Raw genomic sequence first — 20,431 nt, 5'->3', positions numbered from 1 at the left:
CACCACCGAGGTAGACCCCCGCCCCATGGCCAAGCGCACGACGACCACCCCTCCCGACGACCTCGCGGTCGGTGACGGCCGCGTCGTCGACATCGACGTCGGCCTCGAGATGCAGAACGCCTTCCTCGAGTACTCCGTGTCGGTGATCCACTCGCGGGCGCTGCCCGACGTCCGTGACGGCCTCAAGCCGGTGCAGCGTCGGATCCTCTACTCGATGAGCGAGATGGGGCTGCGGCCCGACCGCGGCCACGTGAAGTCCTCCCGGGTCGTCGGCGACGTCATGGGCAAGTACCACCCGCACGGCGACACGGCCATCTACGACGCCCTCGTGCGCATGGCCCAGCCGTTCACGATGCGCCTGCCCCTTGTCGACGGCCACGGCAACTTCGGCTCGCTCGACGACGGGCCCGCCGCCTCCCGCTACACCGAGGCCCGCCTCGCCGCCGCGGCGCTCGTCATGACGGCCGGCCTCGACGAGGACACCGTCGACTTCGTGCCGAACTACGACGACCAGCTGCTCCAACCGGGCGTGCTGCCCGCCGCCTACCCCAACCTGTTCGTCAACGGGGTCGCCGGGATCGCGGTCGGGTTCGCGACGAACATGCCGCCGCACAACCTCGTCGAGGTCGTCGGTGCCGCCCGCCACCTCATCGCGCACCCCGACTGCAGCCTCGACGACCTCATGAAGTTCGTCCCCGGCCCGGACCTGCCCCTGGGTGGTCGGATCGTCGGCCTCGACGGCATCCGCGACGCCTACCTCACGGGCAAGGGCAGCTTCCGGACCCGCGCGACGGTGCGGATCGAGAAGATCACACCGCGCCGGGCCGGGATCGTCGTCACCGAGCTCCCCTACCTCGTCGGTCCCGAGAAGGTCATCGAGCGGATGAAGACGCTCGTCCAGGGCAAGAAGCTCCAGGGCGTCAGCGACGTCAAGGACCTCACCGACCGCAAGCACGGGCTCCGGCTCGTCATCGAGGTCAAGAACGGCTTCAACCCCGAGGCGGTCCTCGAGCAGCTCTACAAGCTCACGCCGATGGAGGACTCGTTCGGCATCAACAGCGTCGCCCTCGTCGACGGGCAGCCGCAGACCCTCGGCCTCAAGGACCTGCTCCGCCACTACGTCGAGTTCCGCATCGACGTCGTCCGACGACGCACCGCCCACCGGCTCGCCAAGGCCGAGGCGCAGCTCCACCTCGTCGAGGGCCTGCTCGTCGCGATCCTCGACATCGACGAGGTCATCCAGCTCATCCGCACGAGCGAGGACACCGCGACGGCCCGCACCCGGCTCATGAGCGTCTTCGACCTCTCCGAGATCCAGGCCAACCACATCCTCGACCTCCAGCTGCGCCGGCTGACGAAGTTCTCCCGCCTCGACCTCGAGACCCAGCGCGACGAGCTGCGGACCCGGATCGAGGAGCTGTCCGCCATCCTCGGCGACGAGAAGCTGCTCCAGCGGACCGTCTCCAGCGAGCTCGCCGACGTCGCGAAGAAGCACGGCACCCCCCGCCGCACGGTGCTCCTCGAGTCGGCCGGCAACCCGGTGAGCTCCACCGCGCCCCTCGAGGTCACCGACGACCCCTGCTGGGTGCTCCTCTCCTCGACCGGGCTGCTCGCTCGCACCTCCACCGACGACCCGATCCCCGTCGAGGGCCCGCGGGCCAAGCACGACGCCGTCGTCGCCGCAGTCCGCACGACCGCCCGCGGCGAGGTCGGACTCGTGACCAGCCGGGGCCGGATGGTCCGGATCAGTGCCCTCGAGCTGCCCACCCTGCCCCCGCTCGGTGGCGCGCCGAGCCTGTCCGGCGGCGCCCCCCTCGCCGCCTACGTCGACCTGCCCCGCGGCGAGGAGCCGGTCAGCATCGTCTCGCTCGCGGCCGACGGGCCCGGGCTCGCGCTCGGCACCGCCCAGGGCGTCGTCAAACGCGTCACCGCCGACCAGCCCAAGGCGCACGACTGGGAGGTCATCTCGCTGAGGGACGGCGACCGGGTCGTCGGCGCCGGCCAGGTGGTCACCGGCGACGAGGACCTCGTGTTCGTCACGACGGACGCCCAGCTGCTGCGCTTCCCGGCCGGCGGCGTGCGTCCCCAGGGACGCAGCGGCGGCGGCATCGCCGGGGTCCGCGTCACCCCCGGCCAGCAGGTCGCCTTCTTCGGCGTCGTCGACCCGTCCCGGGAGGCGGTCGTCGTCACGGCCAGCGGCTCCTCCGACGCCCTGCCCGGCACGCAGCCCGGCGCCATCAAGGCCACGCCCTACGCCGAGTACCCCGCCAAGGGCCGCGGCACCGGCGGGGTGCGGGCACACCGCTTCCTCAAGGGCGAGGACACGCTCGTCCTCGCGTGGGTCGGGGCCACCCCGGCCCGGGCCAGCGGGGCCGGAGGGGTGGCGATCGAGCTGCCCGAGGCGACCGGTCGCCGCGACGGCTCGGGCGTGCAGGCCTCCGCCATCATCACGGGGATCGCCGGTCCGCCCCGCTGAGGTGCCCCCGGGTCCCACGCTCTGCGTGGGCCGTCATACTCCGCGTATGCCGTCCAGCCCCGTCCCGCGGGCCGGTCGTGTTACGCGATCGTGACCGGACAAAGTCGGAGAAACCGTTCCCCTCGTATGTAACCGCTTTTACACTGCCAACGGATCCCTCAGCGCCGAGGACCTGGATTCAGGGCCCGGTGCGTCCCCCAACAGATGGAGGCGGGCAATGGCCCACAAATCACAGCGCCGATCCGCGATGCTCCTCTCGAGCCTCGTGGCGGTCTCCCTCGGTGTCGCAGCGTGCGGCTCCTCCGAAGACGGAGGCGACGGCGCCGACGCCGGCGCATCCGGCGACGCCAAGACCAAGATCGACTGTGCGCCCTACGAGGCGTTCGGTGACATCAAGGGCAAGACCGTCACGGTTTACACCTCGATCACCGCCCCCGAGGACGAGCCGCACATCAAGTCCTACCAGCCGTTCATCGACTGCACCGGCGCCGAGATCAAGTACGAGGGCTCCAAGGAGTTCGAGGCGCAGCTGCCCGTGCGCGTCAAGGGTGGCAACGCCCCCGACATCGCCTACCTGCCGCAGCCGGGTCTGCTCAAGACCATGGTCGCCACCGGCAAGGTCATCGAGGCTCCCCCGGAGGTCGCGGCCAACGTCGACAAGAACATGCCCGACTGGAAGGAGTACGGCACCGTCGACGGCAAGTTCTACGGAGCCGCGCTCGGCGCCAACGTCAAGTCGTTCGTCTGGTACTCGCCTGCCGCCTTCGAGGAGAAGGGCTACGAGATCCCGAAGACGTGGGACGACCTCCTCACGCTCAGCGACAAGATCGCCGCCGACGACCCCGACAGCAAGCCGTGGTGTGCCGGGATCGAGTCCGGTGACGCCACCGGATGGCCGGCCACCGACTGGGTCGAGGACGTCATGCTGCGCACCGCCGGTCCTGAGGTCTACGACAAGTGGACCAACCACGAGATCCCGTTCAACGACCCCGCGGTCGCCACGGCACTCGCCGAGGTCGGCAAGATCCTCAAGAACGACAAGTTCGTCAACGGTGGACAGGGCGACGTCAAGACGATCGCCTCGACGTCCTTCCAGGACGCCGGTCTGCCGGTCCTCGACAACGGCGGGTGCTACCTGCACCGCCAGGCCTCGTTCTACGCGGCCAACTGGCCCGAGGGCACCAAGGTCGCCGAGGACGGGGACGTGTGGGCGTTCTACCTCCCCGCCAAGGACGAGACCACCAAGCCGGTCCTCGGTGGTGGCGAGTTCGTCGCTGCCTTCGCCGACCGTCCGGAGGTCAAGGCCTTCCAGACCTACCTCTCCTCGGTCGAGTGGGCCAACGAGCGCGCCACGACCTGTGGCACCGGTGGCTGCGTGACCGCGAACAAGAACGCCGACCCGGAGCTGCTCAAGAACCCGGTCGACAAGCTCTCCGCCCAGATCCTCACGGACGAGAGCGCGACGTTCCGGTTCGACGCGTCCGACCTCATGCCGGGTGCCGTCGGCTCCGGGACGTTCTGGAAGGGCATGACCAACTGGATCACCGGACAGGACGACAAGGCCACCCTCGACTACATCGAGAACTCCTGGCCCAAGTCCTGACCTGATCCTCGGATCGGTCTCTCGCCGGGGTGGGGTGGATTCCCACCCCACCCCGGCTTCCTTTCGTGCAGTCCTCACCCTGGAGGTGGAGTCATGGTCGCGAGCGTGCTGAGCGTCGCACCGTCGGGAATCATCCCTGAGCCGTTCCTGCGAGCCGAGAGCGTCGCAGGCAAGTTCTTCCTCATGTTCTTCGCGGTCGCGTTCTTCGCCGCCGTGTTCGGCGGAGTGCTGTTCCTGGCCTCGCTGTTCAAGGGCCGCAAGGGCGAGCAGGCGCAGGGCGCACTGTTCGCCGCACCGGCCGTCCTGCTCCTCTCCATCGGTCTCGTCTACCCGGCCGTCCTCACGATCATCCAGTCCGTCCGCGGCAAGTCGGGTGAGGGCGGCTTCTCCCTGTCGAACTACTCGGCGATGTTCACCCAGCCCGAGCTGCTGCTCGTGCTGCGCAACACGGCGCTCTGGGTCATCCTCGTGCCGTTCCTCGCGACGGCGATCGGCCTGCTCTACGCGATCCTCATCGACCGGGCCCGGGGTGAGGCCTTCGCGAAGGCCCTCATCTTCCTGCCGATGGCCATCTCCATGGTTGGTGCGGGCATCATCTGGAAGTTCGTCTACCAGTACAAGCAGACCGAGCGCCCCCAGATCGGCCTGCTCAACCAGATCCTCAAGAGCCTCGGCTTCGAGACCCAGCAGTTCCTCCTCGAGGCTCCCCTCAACACGCTCATGCTTATCGTCGTCATGGTCTGGATCCAGGCCGGCTTCGCGATGACGATCCTCTCTGCGGCGATCAAGGCGATCCCGGACGACATCATCGAGGCGGCCCGCCTCGACGGCGTGTCCGGGCTCAAGATGTTCCGGCACATCACCCTGCCGAGCATCCGCGCGGCGCTCGTCGTGGTCCTCACGACCATCGCCATCGGCACGCTCAAGGTCTTCGACATCGTCCGGACCATGACCGCCGGCCAGTTCGACACCTCGGTCGTCGCCAACGAGTTCTACAGCCAGAGCTTCCGCTACAACGCCCCCGGCCTGGGCGCCGCGCTGGCCGTGCTGCTCTTCATCCTCGTCATCCCGATCGTCGTCTACAACATCATCCAGATGCGCAAGGAGGCCTGAGCCGTGAGCACTGTCCAGACGGGCGCGCTGCCCGAGTCGTTCGAACCCGCGGACCTCGAGCCGCCCAGCAAGCAGCAGAAGCTCAAGAAGTCCACCGGCGAGGCCGCCGGCGCTCTGCAGTCCCGGTGGGCCTCCCTCGTCGCGGTGCTCATCGCCGTGCTGTGGACCACCCCCACGCTCGGCCTGCTCGTCACGTCGTTCCGCAGCCAGCGGGACATCAACCGCAGCGGCTGGTGGACGGCGCTGACCGACCCCGGTGGCTTCACGCTGGAGAACTACCGCCAGGCCCTCGAGCCCGGCAGCTCGGCCAGCCTCAGCCAGTACTTCATCAACACGATCGTCATCACGGTCCCCGCGGTCCTGCTCCCCCTCTTCCTCGCGTCGCTCGCGGCCTACGCCTTCGCCTGGATGCCGTTCCCGGGGCGCAACGCGCTTTTCGTGGCGGTGTTCGCGCTGCAGATCGTGCCCCTGCAGATCGCCCTCATCCCCCTGCTCGACATCTACGTCAACAAGCTGGGCTTCGGGGCGTCGTACTGGAGCGTGTGGCTCTCGCACACGATCTTCGCGCTGCCGCTGGCAACGTTCCTCATCCACAACTTCATGCGCGAGCTCCCAGCGGAGCTCATGGAGGCCGCCCGCGTGGACGGTGCAGGTCACGTGACGATCTTCTTCAAGATCCTCCTGCCCCTGCTCACCCCCGCGCTCGCGGCGTTCGGGATCTTCCAGTTCCTCTGGGTCTGGAACGACCTGCTCGTCTCGTTGGTCTTCCTCGGTGGGACGCCCGACGTCGCACCGATCACCGTGCGGGTGGCCGAGCTGTCCGGGTCCCGAGGCAGCGCCTGGTACCTCCTCTCGGCAGGTGCGTTCATCTCGATGATCGTCCCCGTCGCGGTGTTCCTCGCCCTGCAGCGCTTCTTCGTCCGCGGCCTGCTCGCAGGTGGCCTGAAGGGCTGACATGACAGCCCCAGACCGGCGTCGGCGGATGAGCACGATCACCGATGTCGCGCGGGAGGCCGGGGTCTCGGTGGCCACGGTCTCCCGCGCGCTCCGCGGCCTGGACCGCGTGAGCCCGCACACCCGTGAGCGGGTGTTCAAGGTCGCCGAGCGGCTCGACTACGTCGCCAGCCCCACGGCGACGTCGCTGGCCTCGGGTCGCACCCAGGTCGTCGGCGTCGTCGCGCCGTTCCTCACCCGCTGGTTCTTCGCGACCGTCGTGAGCGCCATCGAGAAGACGCTGCGCCAGCACGGCCACCACGTGCTGCTGTTCGACCTCGAGGACGAGTCCTACGACCGACGCCTCCCCCTGAAACAGAACATGCTGTGGAAGCGCGTCGACGGCGTCATCACCCTCAACCTCCCCATGACGGCCGAGGAGCTCGAGCTCGTCGACCGGCTCGGGCTGCCGCTGGTCGCGATCGGGACCCCTGTCGCCGACCGCCCCAACGTCCGCATCGACGACGCCCAGGCGATGCGGGACGCCACCGAGCACCTCGTCTCCCTCGGGCACGAGCGCATCGCCTACGTCGGCGCCGTCCCCTCCAACGTCGCCCACATCCAGACGCCCCAGGCCCGCCTCGACGCCTTCCGCGAGGTCATGCACAGCCACGGGCTCGCCGAGCACAAGCAGTGGATCCTCGGCTCCGACTGGAGCGCGGACAGTGCCGCCGCCGACACGCGGATCCTGCTGCGCGCCCCCGAGCGGCCGACCGCCGTCGCCGCCGCCTCGGACGAGATGGCCATCGGCGTCATGGCGGCTGCGCGAGCGGAGGGTCTGCGCGTCCCCGAGGACCTCTCGGTCATCGGGATCGACGACCATGCGCTGAGCAACGTCCTCGGCCTGAGCACGGTGCGCCAGGACGTCACGGCGCAGGGACGGCTCGCGGCCGAGATCCTGCTCCGGCAGCTCGGGATCAGCGCGGGCGAGGACGCGGGCACCCACGTCGTCGTGCCGACCGAGCTCGTCGTGCGCGCCAGCACCGCTCCCCCGGCCTGACCACCCACTGACCGCGCGGTCAGTGGTGCGCGTGGTCCGGGTCCGTGAGCTCCTCGGGGTCGCGCATGTAGGTCTTCTTGGCGAAGAGGAACCGGTTGGCCAGCCAGGTCAGGGCCCACAGCACGACACCGATGGCGAGCAGCCACCCGGCGATGCGGTACTGGATCGTGTCGCGTCCGGTCCACGGGCCCACCATGAAGGCGCAGGCCAGCGCCCCGATGATCGGCAGCGCCGTGGGTGCGACGAAGTGCTTGCGGTCGATCGGGTCCTTGCGCAGGACGAGCACGCAGATGTTGACGATGGTGAAGACCCCGAGCAGGAGCAGGGCGGTGGTGCCCCCCAACGCCGCGATGATCTCGGAGTCGGACTGGGTCGACACGAAGTAGATGAGCCCGAACGAGATCGCCGTGGTGAAGAGGATGGCCACCCACGGGGTGCGGCGGCTGCGGTGCACGCGGCCGAGCACGGGCGGAAGCACCTCCTGCTTCGCCATGCCGTAGAGCAGCCGGCTGGCCATGAGCATGTTGATGAGCGCCGAGTTGGCCACGGCGAACATGCCGATGAACGGGAAGACCTTGTCGAACGGGAAGTCCGGCGCGCCGGTCGCGACGACCTGCGTGAGCGCCGACTCGTTGTCCGGGTTGGCGAGCTCGCCCACCGGGACGAGCGCCACGGCCGTGATCGAGACGAGGACGTAGATGAGGCCCGTGACGCCCAGTCCGGTGAGCATCATCCGCGGGAAGTCCCGCACCGGGTCCTTGGTCTCCTCCGCCATGTTGACCGAGTCCTCGAAGCCGACCATGGCGAAGAACGCCAGCGAGGTCGCCGCCGTGATCGCGAAGAACGTGCTCTTGTCGCTCGGGCTGTCGAACACGATGGTCCGGGAGAAGTCCGCCTTGCCCTGCGTGACGGCATACACACCGATGAGGATGATGAGGAGCAGACCCGAGAGCTCGACCATGGTGAGGACGACGTTGGCCTTGACGCTTTCACCGACACCGCGGAAGTTGACGGCCGCGACGAGCGCCATGAAGCCCAGGGCGATGAGGAGCAGCGGGGTGCTGCCGGCGACCCAGTCGGCGCCGATGCCGTCGCGCAGGAAGCCGGCGAAGGCGTTGGAGGCGGTGGACGCCGAGGTGATGCCCGAACACATGACCGCGAACGCCACGAGGAACGTCACGAAGTGGATGCCGAACGCCTTGTGCGTGTACAGCGCCGCACCGGCCGCCTGGGGGTACTTGGTCACGAGCTCGAGGTAGGAGAACGCCGTGATGGTCGCGATGATGAAGGCGACGAGGAAGGGCGCCCAGGCGGCGCCACCGACCTCGCCCGCGACGGAGCCGGTCAGGGCGTAGACGCCGGTGCCGAGGATGTCGCCGACGATGAAGAGGAGCAACAGCTTCGGGCCCATGACGCGGTTGAGCTCGGGCTCTCCGTGGTGGGGCGTGTCGATGACCCCGGTGCCACCGCGGTCGTCGGTGTGACCACTCATCTGCAAGCCTCCTCGTCCGGGGCCCCGGAATCGGGACGCCTAGGGGCTCACTGTGGCCCAGATCACGTCCGAGAGCAACGCGAACGCGCGGTGCGCCGCGAGATGGGTGCTGCGGGTCAGGCGTCGATGCGCTCGCGGTCGAGCTGGGCCGAACCCCGGACGATGAAGTCGCGACGGGGCGCGACCTCGTTGCCCATGAGCAGCTCGAAGACGCGCTCGGAGTCCTCGGCATCGGCCATCGTCACCTTGCGCAGCGTGCGGTGGCGTGGGTCCATCGTCGTCTCGGCCAGCTGGTCGGCATCCATCTCGCCCAGGCCCTTGTAGCGCTGCATCGGCTGCTTGATCGTGCGGCCCCGCTTCGTCAGGGACGCGACGGTCCGGCGCATCTCCGCCTCGGAGTAGGTGTAGAGCAGCTCGCCCTTGCGGGCGCCCGCCGCCGAGACCTCGATGCGGTGCAGCGGGGGCACGGCGGCATACACCTTGCCGGCCTCGACGAGGGGACGCATGTAGCGGAAGAAGAGGGTGAGCAGCAGCGTGCGGATGTGGGCGCCGTCGACGTCGGCGTCGGTCATGATGATGACCTTGCCGTAGCGGGCGGCGTCGACGTCGAAGCTGCGACCGGAGCCGGCGCCGATGACCTGGATGATCGCCGCGCACTCGGCGTTGCCGAGCATGTCGGTGAGCGAGGCCTTCTGGACGTTGAGGATCTTGCCGCGGATCGGGAGCAGGGCCTGGACGTCGGAGTCGCGCGCGAGCTTCGCGGTCCCGAGCGCACTGTCGCCCTCGACGATGAACAGCTCGGTGCGCTCGATGTCGTTGCTGCGGCAGTCGGCCAGCTTGGCCGGCAGCGACGAGGTCTCGAGCGCGTTCTTCTTGCGCTGGGTCTCCTTGTGCAGCCGCGCGCTGATCCGCGACTTCATCTCGGCGGTGACCTTCTCGAGGAGCATCGCCGCCTGCTGCTTCTCGCCCCGCTTGGTCGAGGTGAGGGCGTTCGTCAGCTCCTTCTCGACCACGCGCGCGACGATGGCGCGCACGGCGTTGGTGCCGAGCACCTCCTTGGTCTGGCCCTCGAACTGCGGCTCGGCCAGGCGCACGGTGACGACCGAGGTGAGCCCGGCGAGGATGTCGTCCTTGTCGACCTTGTCGCTGCCGACCTTGAGACGGCGGGCGTTGACCTCGAGCTGCTTGCGGAAGACCTTGAGCAGCGCCTGCTCGAAGCCCGCCATGTGGGTGCCGCCCTTGGGCGTGGCGATGATGTTGACGAACGAGCGCACCTTGGCGTCGTAGCCGGTGCCCCACCGGACGGCGATGTCGACCTCGCACTCGCGCTCGACGTCCTGCGGGCTCATGTGCCCCTTGGCGTCGAGCACCGGCACGGTCTCGGTGAAGTGGCCCGTGCCCCGCAGGCGCCACACGTCGGTCACGGACGGGTCCGGCGCGAGGAACTCGGCGAACTCGCTGATGCCGCCGTCGTGGACGAAGACCTCCTCGTGCGGCCCGTGCTCCCCCGGTGTGCCCGGCAGGCGGCGCTCGTCACGGATGACGAGGGTGAGCCCGGGGACGAGGAAGGAGGTCTGGCGGGCGCGACCGACGAGGCCCTCGTAGTCGAAGTCGGCGTCCTTGAGGAAGATCTGCGGGTCCGACCAGTAGCGCACGCGCGTGCCGGTCGCCCCCCGCTTGGACTTGCCGATGACGGCGAGCTCGCTGGTGCGCTCGTAGGGGGTGAACTCGTGGTCGGGGCTCTTGTCCGAGCTCGCGACGTCGGGGAAGTACCCGGGCTCCCCGCGACGGAAGCTCATCGCGTAGGTCTTGCCGCCGCGGTCGACCTCGACGTCGAGGCGGGCCGAGAGCGCGTTGACGACCGAGGCGCCGACGCCGTGCAGGCCACCGGAGGCGGTGTAGGAGCCGCCGCCGAACTTGCCGCCCGCGTGGAGCTTGGTGAAGACGACCTCGACGCCGGTGAGGCCGGTGCGCGGCTCGATGTCGACGGGGATGCCCCGGGCGATGTCGCGGACCTCGACCGAGCCGTCCAGGTGGAGGATGACCTCGATCCGGTCACCGTGCCCACCGAGCGCCTCGTCGACGGCGTTGTCGATGATCTCCCAGAGGCAGTGCATGAGGCCGCGGCTGTCGGTCGACCCGATGTACATGCCCGGCCGCTTGCGCACGGCCTCGAGGCCCTCGAGGACCTGGAGGTGGTGGGCGCTGTAGTCGGACGACGACTTGCTCGTCGCGACCTTCTTGGCCGTGGATGCGGGGGTCATGCGGTCCTCTCGGGGAGCTCGTGCGGGCGGAGTCCACAGGCTAACCGGGGCCCCTGACGACCCCGCCGAGGCGCGCTGTCGGACCCGTGGGCAAGAATTCCTCGTGTTGGCATCGGAACGGTCACATCACGGGCGCCTCCCCCTCGGGAAGAGCTGGGCGTGTTTGACTGTTGCAACGCCTGACGCCCACGTAATCGCGTGGGCCCATTGACGAGATCAGCCGAGGAGGCCGATGTGACCACCGCACTGGCACCCATCCTGACCACCGCGGACCGCTGCGACCGCTGTGGTGCCCAGGCCTATGTGCGAGCGACGCTCCACGTCGGTGGTGAGCTGCTCTTCTGCGCCCACCACGGGCGCGAGCACCTGCCCAAGCTGCGCGACCACGCCGACATCGTGGACGAGAGCGACCGACTCACGGAGCCGCCCGCCGCGGCGGACATCGACGTCTGACCCCGCGTTGAACCTCCTGCCGGAGGGCACCAGCGTCTGGGTGCCGGCGATCCTCATCATCGTGGGGATCGTCGGCATCGTCGTTCCGGTCGTCCCCGGCCTGCTCGTCGCGGTGGTCGGGGTGCTCCTCTGGGCCTACGAGACCGGTGGCTCCACCGCGTGGACCGTCTTCGGCATCTGCGTCGCGATCTACCTCGCGGGCGTGGTCATCCAGTTCCTCGTGCCGGGCAAGCGGCTGCGCTCCCAGGGCGTCACGACCTCGACACTGCTCCTCGCCGTCCTGCTCGGCGTCGTCGGGATGTTCGTCATCCCGGTGGTCGGCTTCGTCATCGGATTCGTCGGCGGCATCTTCCTCGTCGAGCAGGGGCGCAGCCGTGACCGGGCCCAGGCGTGGGCCCGCACCAGGCACGCCGTCGTCGCCGTCATGACGAGCATGGGCATCGAGCTGTGCGCCGGCGTCATCATCGCCGCGACGTGGGTCGTCGGCGTCCTCGCCACCTGAGCGGGACCCGGGAAGGCGCCCGGACGGCATACGCCGCCGTGCTGCTCGTCCCCCGGCGGTCAGCTCCAGCCGTCGCGGCCGCGCCGGTCCCAACGGTCGTCGAGCTTGTCCATGAACCCCGAGCCGCTCTTCTGGCGACGCCCTGACCCGGCCGGACCCGCGGTGCCGTCGTCGCGCACCACGGCGAGCTTGCCGCGTCGCGGCGGGGTGAGCGAGAAGGCGACCGCCGCCACCATCACGGCGAAACCGGCCGCACCGACCCACATCGTCGTGTTGATGCCGACGAGGACGAGGCCGAGGCCGACGACCACACCGGTGACGCCGATGATCCAGCGCAGACGCGTGGGACCGCCGCGGCGAGTGCCCTCCATGCTCGAGGCGAACTTGGGGTCCTCCTCGGCGAGGGCCTGCTCCAACTGCGCGAGCATCCTCTGCTCGTGCTCTGAAAGCGGCACGGCGTCCTCCCGGTGTGCGACGGTGCGTGGTCCTGTGATGATCCTCCACCAGGGACAACGCATGACGTCGCGGTTTCGTTGCATTCGCCAGCTGGGGTGCTGGTCACCTCAGGATAGGTCGCGATCGGTCCGGGGGGAAGGTTGGCCCCGGGTGATCAGGCTCGCAGGGCGGACCGACCCCGCGCCGAAGCGCGCACTGGCCTTGTCGACGGCCCGGTCGGCCTCGCGCCACCCGTGTTCGGCCTCGCCGAGCATGCCCTGGATCGGGGCGGCCTCGACGGCGACGAGCTTCTCGAGACGGACGCCGACGAGGCGGATCCGGGCCCGTTGGAGCCCGAGGGCGTCGTAGAGCGACGTGGCCGTCTCGTAGATCTCGCGGCTGCCGTCGGTCGGCTCGCGCAGGGTGCGGGCCCGGGTGATGGTCGTGAAGTCGGCGAAGCGGACCTTGATCGACACGGTGCGCCCGGTGAGGCCGGCCGCACGGAGCCGGGCCGCGACGCGGTCGCTGAGCTTGAGCAGGTGGCGGTGGATCTCGCGGGGGTCGTCGATGTCGTACTCGAAGGTCTCGTCGGCGCCGACGCTCTTCTCGCGCTGCTCGCGCTGGACCGTGCGCGGGTCGCGGCCCCACGAGAGCTCGTGCAGGTGGTGGCCCGTCGCCTCCCCCAGCCCCCGGACGAGGGTCGGGAGGGGGGTGTGCGCGATGTCGGCGACGGTGCGCAGCCCGAGCCGGGTCAGCTGCTCCTCGGTCTTCTCCCCCACGCCCCAGAGCGCCCCCACGGGCAGCTGCTGGACGAAGGGGATGACCTCGTCGCGCGGGACGACGACCATCCCGTCGGGCTTGGCCAGCCCGGACGCGATCTTGGCGACGAACTTCGTCGAGGCCACCCCGACCGAGCAGGTGATGCCCTGCTCGTCGTGGACCGTGTCACGGATGCGTGCGCCGATGCTCGCCGGTGAGCCGAGCCTGCGGATGGCGCCCGCCACGTCGAGGAAGGCCTCGTCGAGCGACAGCGGCTCGATGTCGGGGGTGACCGCGCGGAAGGTCTGCATCACGCCGGCCGAGATCTCGGCGTAGAGCGCGTGGTCGGGCGGGAGCACGACCGCCTGGGGGCAGAGACGGCGGGCACGGGTCATCGGCATGGCAGAGGCGACCCCGAACCGGCGCGCCTCGTAGGTCGCCGACAGGACGACGCCGCGGTTGCCGCCCCCGATGATGACGGGGGTGCCGACGAGCTCGGGGTGCGAGAGCAGGGTCGCCGACGCGTAGAAGGCGTCCATGTCGACGTGCAGGACGGTGCACCCGGTGTCGTCGGGAGGTTCGCTCGACGAGCGCTGCGGAAGGCTGAACTGGCGACGGCTCATGGCCGCTCTCAGGCTCGGGTGGCGATGACGTGCAGGGAGGTCCCGAGGTCGGCGAGGGCGGCGAAGTCGGGGTGCGTGGCGACGGCCCGCTCGAGGTCGAGCAGGGCCGCCCGGTCGGCGTCGGAGTCGACGAGGACCGAGGGCACGAGGTCGCTGAAGATCCGTATGCCGTGTGCTCGCGTCGTCGTGAGGCCGGCGGTCTCGAGGAGGGCGATGATGCCGTCCCGGTCGAAGCGTCGCGGGACCGGGTCGGCGTCGCCCCAGCGCCCGTCGGGGCGCTCCATCGCCGCCCGGGCCTGGGCGAACTGGCCGGCGAGGGCTCGCGCCACCACGGCCCCGGCGCGCTGCGGGACGACGAGGCTGAGGATGCCGCCGGGCGGCAGGACGGCGGCGACCTGGGCCAGGGTGGTCGCCGGGTCGTCGACGTACTCGAGGGTGCCGTGGCAGAGCACGAGGTCGGGCTGGTCACGACCCACGAGGGACGACAGGGTGTCGGCGTCACCCTGGACGGCACTCACCCGCGAGGACGCCTGGGCCTCCGCGGCCCGACGACGGAGCGAGGCGAGCGCGTCGGGGCTGGGGTCGACGACGGTGACGTCGTGGCCGGAGACGGCCAGCGGCACGGCGAGCCCCCCGGTGCCTCCTCCGAGGTCGATGACGCGGAGCGGGCGCTGGAGCTCGTCCGATCGGGCGCGGACGACCTCGTCGACAGCTGCCCACATGGCGGCGGTCCGGGGTGAGGTCGAGACTCCCGCACGTCGGGTGCTCGACGGGTCGTCACTCACGGTGTCACCTCTCTGGGGGCGCTGGGAAGGCACAGCCGACGTCGCGGTGTGCGCGACCGAGCCTAGTTGGCGGCGGCGACAGCCAGCCCACGAGCGGCGTCGTGGACGATCGAGTCCTGAGTCAGGAGCCGCTGGTACCCCCGTCGGCTCCTTGATCCAGCCCGGGGTGCTTCCGTGTCAGCGTGACAACACGGACGTTTGCGTCAGAAAGACGCGGGCACCGCGGCAGAGATCCGGTCGAGCCGCGGGCGTTACGAAACCGGCACGCGAGGCGGCGGTGAGCCACGCCCCCATTCGAGCCTCAGCCCGGGAGCCCGATCAGCACACCGCGCCCGGCCAATCGGTGGATTGAGGCGTAGGCGGCGGGTGTGGTGGTCGCCTGGGCAGAGGAGCCGGCCTCAATCGGTTCTGTCCAGGACCAGTCGGATCGCTTCGTGCGGTGCGTCCCATTGAGGGAAGTGACCGCACCGCTCGAACCAGTGCAGCACCGCGTCGGGGAACAGCTCCGCTGCACGTGCGGCCTGTCTCGGCACGGTCACTAGGTCACGACGCCCCCACCCGATCGTGACCCGGCCGGGCACTGTGCCTGCCGGGGCGCCCTGTTGCTTGGGCCCTTTGGTCAGGGCATCCAAGGCGGCGCCGGTCGCTGGGGAGTCGGCCAGCCCGCTCACGTCCGGCAGCACGGTCTCGGGCGAGAGCGCCCAAGGCCGCGCTGACAGCTGCGCGAGCAGCAGGGTCCTGCCCACCGGTGTGGCGAGCAGTGACGGCAGCCTTCCTCGGACGGCTCGGGCCAGAGCAATTGACGGCCGTAGTGTGGCGCTGAAGACGGCGAGCTCGCGGTCGCTCCAAAAGCCGCCCGGGTCTAGAGCCACGGTGTCGCCGCCGACTCCTCGTCGCGCGAGCTCAAGCACCATTCGGCCGCCCATCGACTGGCCGACAGTGGCAACCCCGTCCAGTCCCTCTTCGCGGATGAAGTTCGCGACGGAGTCGGTCAGGGTGGCGATCGAAACCTCGCCGGTCAAGGGTGGCGTTTCTCCGAACCCAGGTAGGTCGACGGCGATGACCTCACGGTGCTCGGCCAGTTCCTTGATGATGGGCATCCAGGATCGCCACCCTGCGCCGAGACCGTGCACGAGCAACAGCGGACTGCCGCTTCCGCGTCTCACATGGTTCAACGTCACGACGCCACGCTAGTTCACGCGCCTCCGCGTCGGCTTCTGGAGAGGCCTTGATCCACGCTGATCTCGCCCTGATCCCGCCATGGGACGCGGCGGTGGGGTCGGCGAGCGTTCTAGGTAGAGCTTGCGCAGGTGGGTGCCGCAGATCAGCTTCCACTCTCCGCAAAGCGTGGGTAGGCGGATCCGGGGCGGGTCCCACCTCAGCTTGTGTTGGCGAGAATGAATTGGGCAGCCTCGGCCGGTGCGCTCCGTTGGGCGGAGTGACTCACTCTCATCAAGTGGAGTGACTCACTCTCATCAAGTGGAGTGACTCACTCTCATCAAGTGAGTGGCTGACCTGTCATCGTGGCCGACAGCGCTGGCGCCTCAGGGCCACTATCCAAGGGTCAGCCGATCGTTGATCCAGTCTTTGGGGGCGCCTGACGTCGACGTGGCGTCACAGGCATTCGCGGCGTTACGTCGACGTGGCGTTACAGGCATTCGCGGCGATGAGACGCACCATTGATCCGTCCGTAACTGCTTGTCATGCGCACCGTCTGCGAGGACGTTTTCGATCATCCGTGGGGGTTACATGCCGCTGGAGCTGGAGGGCCTAAAGTACCCGTTCTGGTGGAGTGTGATCCGCTCTGGTGGAGTCGATGGTGCGCTGGCCCGTCTTGGTTCGCCCTCCCGGTGGTGGGCCGAATCTGCGGATCGGCCTTCCGGATCGTCGCCGGGTCGGCAAGGCTACCCACCATGGCTACGACGTGGGGCATCCACAACAATCAGACCAGCGTTGATCCTCTCGCGGACGAGGCCGTGCGGATCGGCTGGGACGAGATGGGCGACCTGTCGGAACTCGGAGCCACGCGCGAGGCCTTCAAGGCAGCGGTGGCTGAGCGGATGCCACAGATCGACGAGGCCAGCATCCCCAACCAGGCCGGCACGGTGTATCGGTTCGTCCATGCCATGAAGGTCGGCGACATCGTGGTTTGTCCGGATCGCCAGACCAGCACGCTAAACATCGGCCGAGTGTCGGGTCCCTACGAGTTCCACCCCGAGAGCGACGTGCACAAGCAGTGGCGACCTGTGGAATGGATTCGCAAGGCTGTTCCTCGCGACGAGCTGTCGTACGCAGCCCAAGAGGAAATCAGCTCAGCGACAACGCTCTTCCAGATCGTGACAGGCGAGGACGAGATCGGACATCTCCTCGCCACGCCGCAGCCGGACACAAAACCGGACTACTCGTGGTCGGATTTCTACCCGCGGTTGGCTGACGCACTGATGCAGTTCCGCGGAGACCGGACTGCACTCCTCGACAAGATGTGGGCGGCTTCTACCGCGTCCCAGCGCCCCCAGCTGTTCAAGTATCTGCGGGGTGACCGTCGCGTTGACGGGTCCAGGGGTCCAGTGCGCGACATAGACCCGTTCACTCTGCTCGGCTCGTTCAACCGCGGCATTCGCAACGACGCACGCGCTCTGATCGCCGCGGCGTACGGCGAGGAGTTCGGCGTCGCGCCGCCGTATCCCACGTCGTTCGCGGGGGTGCCGGTCCTCAACAATCTCAACTCGTGGTTCTTCAACTGGGAGAAGGACCGTGGAGAGCACGACATCGACGCACTGTGGGACCTCGGGCGTGCGGCAGTCGACTACGCAGCCGACGCGAACGAGGCCACCCGAGAGCGCCTGGTCGCAACGTTCGACGCATGCCCGGGTGTCGGTGCGCGCAAATTGTCCATCGCGATCTACTGGATCCGGCCCGGGTCGTTCGCCTCCTACGACTCGACGAGCACCGCGTTCCTGAAGACGAAGTTCCCCGACATCGCCGTCCGGCTGTCTCTCGACGCCAAGCTAGACGGCGAGCAATTCCTGGCCAACACGGAGATTCTGGCGGCCTGGATCGCGGACTCCACGTCGCCCTTCAACTCGTTCCCCGAGTTCTCTCACGCAGCGTGGAACGCCTTGTCGATACCCGAACCAGGCCCGGGTCCCGACGATCTGAGCGACACTGAAGCAGACGTCCTTGGTGGCGAGAGCTACGACCTGGAGTCGATCCGCGACCAAGGGTGCTTCATCCCTGAGACGGAGCTGGAGCCGATGCTCGAACGGCTCCAGTCCAAGAAGAACATCATCCTGCAGGGCCCACCCGGCACCGGAAAGACCTGGTTGGGCCGACGGCTCGGCTGGGCGCTCTGCAACCAGAAGAACAGCAAGCGGGTCCAGGTCTTGCAGTTCCATCCGTCGCTCACCTACGAGGACTTCGTCCGAGGATGGCGGCCGACGTCGTCCACGGGACTCGAGCTCGCGGACGGCCCGTTCCTGGACATGTGTACTCGGGCGAGCGCGGACCCGGACAACGAGTACGTCCTGGTGATCGAAGAGATCAACCGCGGCAACCCGGCCCAGATCTTCGGCGAGCTGCTGACGCTGATCGAGGCGGACAAGCGCTCTCCCGAGCAAGCGATGCGGCTGGCCTACCCTCGCAGCAAGGACGAGGTGTTCTTCGTTCCATCGAACCTCCACCTCATCGGCACGATGAACGTCGCCGACCGGTCGTTGGCCATCGTAGACATGGCGCTGCGGCGGCGGTTTGCCTTCATCGAGCTCAAGCCCGAGTTCGGTGACGACTGGGTGGAGTACGTGTCCGGGCTGGGCTACGACAGAGAGCGGCTTGAGGTTTACGGCAAACGGCTGGATGCGCTTAACGAAGACATCACGCAGGACACCGCTCTCGGGCGGCAGTACTGCATCGGCCACAGCTACTTCACACCGGCGGTGAGCCTCGATCAGACCGGGCTTGACACGCGCGACTGGTGGCGGCGCGTCGTCGAGACCGACGTCCGTCCACTTCTCGAGGAGTACTGGTTCGACAGGCCGGAGCTCCCCGAGAGCTCCTGTCAGGCTCTGCTCGGACCGTGAATCCGAGGATCCCGATCCGGAACGTATGGCTGCTTCAGCTGTACGCGTCATCCCTGTACCGCGCGGTCGGCCAACAGCTGGTGGCCGCCGAGGACAACCCCGAGGACCTCCCCGCCCTCGTCGCCGGCATTCTCGCCGACGCTGTTACGCAGCGGATACACACCGGCCTTTCCGTGGGGTTCCGGCAGACCGCTCGGCCGGTGACCAGAGTCCGCGGCCGGATCAACGTTCTGCCGACGGCGCGGCACCAGCTGTTAACCCGCGGGCAGGTGCACTGCACGTTCGACGAGGTCGTCACCGACACCCCGGCCAACCGTCTAGTGAGGGCCGCGCTCTGGCGGGCTGCAGTCCTCGTCCCAGGTGAGCCGCGCCTCCGGTCGCTCGCCCTCCAGCTCGAGGCCGCGGGTGTCCGCGGCCCATGCCCACCGCCGAGCCACGTGCCAAGCCTGCACCGCGAGCGGCTTCTTGTCCGCGACAGGCAGATGATCGCGGCCGCCGACCTGCTACTCAACTTCTCGCTCCCCACGACCGACCAAGGTGGCAAGTTCCTGCCGGCTCCGGACATGGACGAGGGCTACCTTCGCGACCTGTTCGAGAGAGCATGCGCGGGCTTCTACCGGCTGCGCCTCACACCGCAAGGGTGGAAGGTCAGTCACGGCTCCCAACTGAAGTGGGACACCTCCTCCATGTCCTCGGGCATGGCGGCAATACTCCCCGGCATGAAGCTCGACATCGAGCTCGTCAAGCCGGACCGGACGGGGCCTGGCCGTCGCCGAATCGTCATCGACACCAAGTTCACGTCCATCACCAAGACGAACCAGTTCGCCGACCTCAAGCTGAGGAGCGGCTACATCTACCAGATCTATGCCTACCTGATGTCCCAAGAGGCGTCAGAGACCAACCCGAAGTCGGAAGGGCTGATGCTGCACCCAGCGGTGGGTAAGCCAGTCGACGAGGAAGTCATGATCCAGGGACATCGGATCAGATTCGCCACGGTCGACCTGGCAGCCGACTCGGCGACCATCGCCGACCAGCTGCTCGAGGCGATCACACCGACCCAGCCGAGTGATTCTCCAGCAACTCCCGTACGGGCCCGACCGCCCGACCAGGGACTATGAGTGCGGCTACCCCGCGCGGCAGCGCCAGCGCTACGCGCGTGGTGGTCTGTATCGATCCGCACTCATCCACCTACATCGGAAGGGCGAACAGGCGGCGGAAAGACGCACTGTTGCCACGTTTCAGGGCATGTGGTGGCAGTCTGCGTGCGGATCTCTGGTGGGTTGCGCCGCGACGTCGGTGGCCCAACCTCGAAACGGCCCACCGGCTCCGGTGCGAGGCGTCAGACTTGGGGACGGGAACCATCGCCAGCCTGCGTCTGGAGGTCGCAATGAGCGGTGTCTGGAAGTCCGAATACGAGAAGCTCCTTGATCTCGTGACTGCACTGCTCGCCACACCGGACCCGAGTGAGGCGTGGGCGCTCGTTGGGGAGCATTTCCTGGACGCACATTTCGACGCCGAGGTCTTCACCGCCAATGCCGTTTCTACGAGCGCCGGGAGCCAGGTTCCCTACTCGACACCTAGTTGGGTCGCCCAGCGAGTCCCTCCGCCGAACGAACTCCACACACTCTTCTCGCACCACCCACTGGTCGAGCACCTGCAGAATGCACCAGATCGGATGGCGCCACGGCGCAGCAGCGATGCCATCGCCATGTCGAAGTGGCTGAACTCGCCTACCCACTCCGAGTTGAAGGGCACCCTCGGCATCTCCCACCAGCTCGCGATACCGCTCCCGCGACTGGCAGGGGTGATGCGCACCGTTGTACTCATGCGCTCAGGCGGGACTGCTGCACGATCAGG

16 protein-coding genes are annotated in these 20,431 nt (G+C 68.6%); 10 read left to right on the top strand and 6 right to left on the bottom strand.

The features are described 5' to 3' along the window. The first annotated feature begins 25 nt into the window (after positions 1-25). The 5 genes from N801_RS04615 to N801_RS04595 all read left to right on the top strand — a co-directional run bounded on the left by N801_RS04615 (position 26) and on the right by N801_RS04595 (position 7,185). Positions 26-2,476 carry a DNA gyrase/topoisomerase IV subunit A gene (locus tag N801_RS04615; RefSeq protein ID WP_035933535.1) on the top strand — a complete coding sequence of 817 codons (2,451 nt, stop codon included), beginning with the start codon at positions 26-28 and terminating at the stop codon, positions 2,474-2,476. A gap of 217 nt (positions 2,477-2,693) precedes the next feature. After that, positions 2,694-4,079, top strand: coding sequence for an ABC transporter substrate-binding protein (locus N801_RS04610; protein WP_035933532.1), 1,386 nt, complete (start codon positions 2,694-2,696; stop codon positions 4,077-4,079). Between the two features lie 93 nt (positions 4,080-4,172). Then, positions 4,173-5,192, top strand: a complete 1,020-nt coding sequence (locus N801_RS04605) for a carbohydrate ABC transporter permease (protein WP_084108196.1) — start codon at positions 4,173-4,175, stop codon at positions 5,190-5,192. Positions 5,193-5,195: 3 nt separating this feature from the next. Further along, positions 5,196-6,146: a carbohydrate ABC transporter permease gene (locus N801_RS04600; RefSeq protein WP_084108187.1), complete on the top strand. Its 951-nt coding sequence runs from the start codon at positions 5,196-5,198 to the stop codon at positions 6,144-6,146. A 28-nt stretch (positions 6,147-6,174) separates the two neighbouring features. Further along, positions 6,175-7,185: a LacI family DNA-binding transcriptional regulator gene (locus tag N801_RS04595; protein WP_035933530.1), complete on the top strand. Its 1,011-nt coding sequence runs from the start codon at positions 6,175-6,177 to the stop codon at positions 7,183-7,185. Positions 7,186-7,204: 19 nt separating this feature from the next. On the opposite strand, the gene N801_RS04590 is transcribed toward N801_RS04595, so the two are convergent. Together N801_RS04590 and N801_RS04585 are read right to left on the bottom strand one after the other, a co-directional pair. Further along, positions 7,205-8,677, bottom strand: coding sequence for an APC family permease (locus N801_RS04590; RefSeq protein WP_052112602.1), 1,473 nt, complete (start codon positions 8,675-8,677; stop codon positions 7,205-7,207). A gap of 116 nt (positions 8,678-8,793) precedes the next feature. After that, positions 8,794-10,941, bottom strand: a complete 2,148-nt coding sequence (locus N801_RS04585) for a DNA gyrase/topoisomerase IV subunit B (RefSeq protein WP_035933528.1) — start codon at positions 10,939-10,941, stop codon at positions 8,794-8,796. A 234-nt stretch (positions 10,942-11,175) separates the two neighbouring features. Between N801_RS04585 and N801_RS04580 the strand changes: the two genes are divergently transcribed. Together N801_RS04580 and N801_RS04575 are read left to right on the top strand one after the other, a co-directional pair. Continuing rightward, positions 11,176-11,394: a DUF7455 domain-containing protein gene (locus N801_RS04580; RefSeq protein WP_035933525.1), complete on the top strand. Its 219-nt coding sequence runs from the start codon at positions 11,176-11,178 to the stop codon at positions 11,392-11,394. A 7-nt stretch (positions 11,395-11,401) separates the two neighbouring features. Next, positions 11,402-11,896 carry a DUF456 domain-containing protein gene (locus tag N801_RS04575; protein WP_035933523.1) on the top strand — a complete coding sequence of 165 codons (495 nt, stop codon included), beginning with the start codon at positions 11,402-11,404 and terminating at the stop codon, positions 11,894-11,896. 59 nt (positions 11,897-11,955) lie between these two features. On the opposite strand, the gene N801_RS04570 is transcribed toward N801_RS04575, so the two are convergent. The 4 genes from N801_RS04570 to N801_RS04555 form a co-directional block, all read right to left on the bottom strand. After that, positions 11,956-12,351: an SCO2097 family morphological protein gene (locus N801_RS04570; RefSeq protein ID WP_035933521.1), complete on the bottom strand. Its 396-nt coding sequence runs from the start codon at positions 12,349-12,351 to the stop codon at positions 11,956-11,958. Between the two features lie 108 nt (positions 12,352-12,459). Beyond that, positions 12,460-13,713 carry a DNA polymerase IV gene (gene dinB, locus N801_RS04565; RefSeq protein WP_035933516.1) on the bottom strand — a complete coding sequence of 418 codons (1,254 nt, stop codon included), beginning with the start codon at positions 13,711-13,713 and terminating at the stop codon, positions 12,460-12,462. Positions 13,714-13,721: 8 nt separating this feature from the next. Next, positions 13,722-14,498: a methyltransferase domain-containing protein gene (locus tag N801_RS04560; RefSeq protein ID WP_035933513.1), complete on the bottom strand. Its 777-nt coding sequence runs from the start codon at positions 14,496-14,498 to the stop codon at positions 13,722-13,724. A gap of 398 nt (positions 14,499-14,896) precedes the next feature. Next, entirely contained in the window at positions 14,897-15,631 is a 735-nt protein-coding gene (locus N801_RS04555) for an alpha/beta fold hydrolase (RefSeq protein ID WP_281175664.1), read from the bottom strand. 780 nt (positions 15,632-16,411) lie between these two features. Between N801_RS04555 and N801_RS04550 the strand changes: the two genes are divergently transcribed. From N801_RS04550 to N801_RS04540, 3 genes are all read left to right on the top strand, one after another. Continuing rightward, a complete protein-coding gene (locus tag N801_RS04550; RefSeq protein ID WP_052112600.1) occupies positions 16,412-18,574 on the top strand; it encodes a DUF8426 domain-containing protein in 2,163 nt (720 codons plus the stop codon). Continuing rightward, positions 18,571-19,692 (top strand): 5-methylcytosine restriction system specificity protein McrC, encoded by a 1,122-nt coding sequence (locus N801_RS04545; protein ID WP_211254668.1) that lies wholly within the window; start codon positions 18,571-18,573, stop codon positions 19,690-19,692. Before N801_RS04550 ends, N801_RS04545 begins: the two co-directional genes overlap by 4 nt. Positions 19,693-19,961: 269 nt before the next feature. Then, positions 19,962-20,431, top strand: a 470-nt coding sequence (locus N801_RS04540; RefSeq protein ID WP_035933507.1) for a hypothetical protein, incomplete at its 3' end; no start/stop codon positions are given.

It is taken from the genome of Knoellia aerolata DSM 18566 (assembly GCF_000768695.1).
In the GTDB taxonomy this organism is placed as follows: domain Bacteria; phylum Actinomycetota; class Actinomycetes; order Actinomycetales; family Dermatophilaceae; genus Knoellia; species Knoellia aerolata.
The sequence above is the reverse complement of the archived record's forward strand: the minus strand, read 5'-3'. Positions and strand labels throughout refer to the sequence as shown.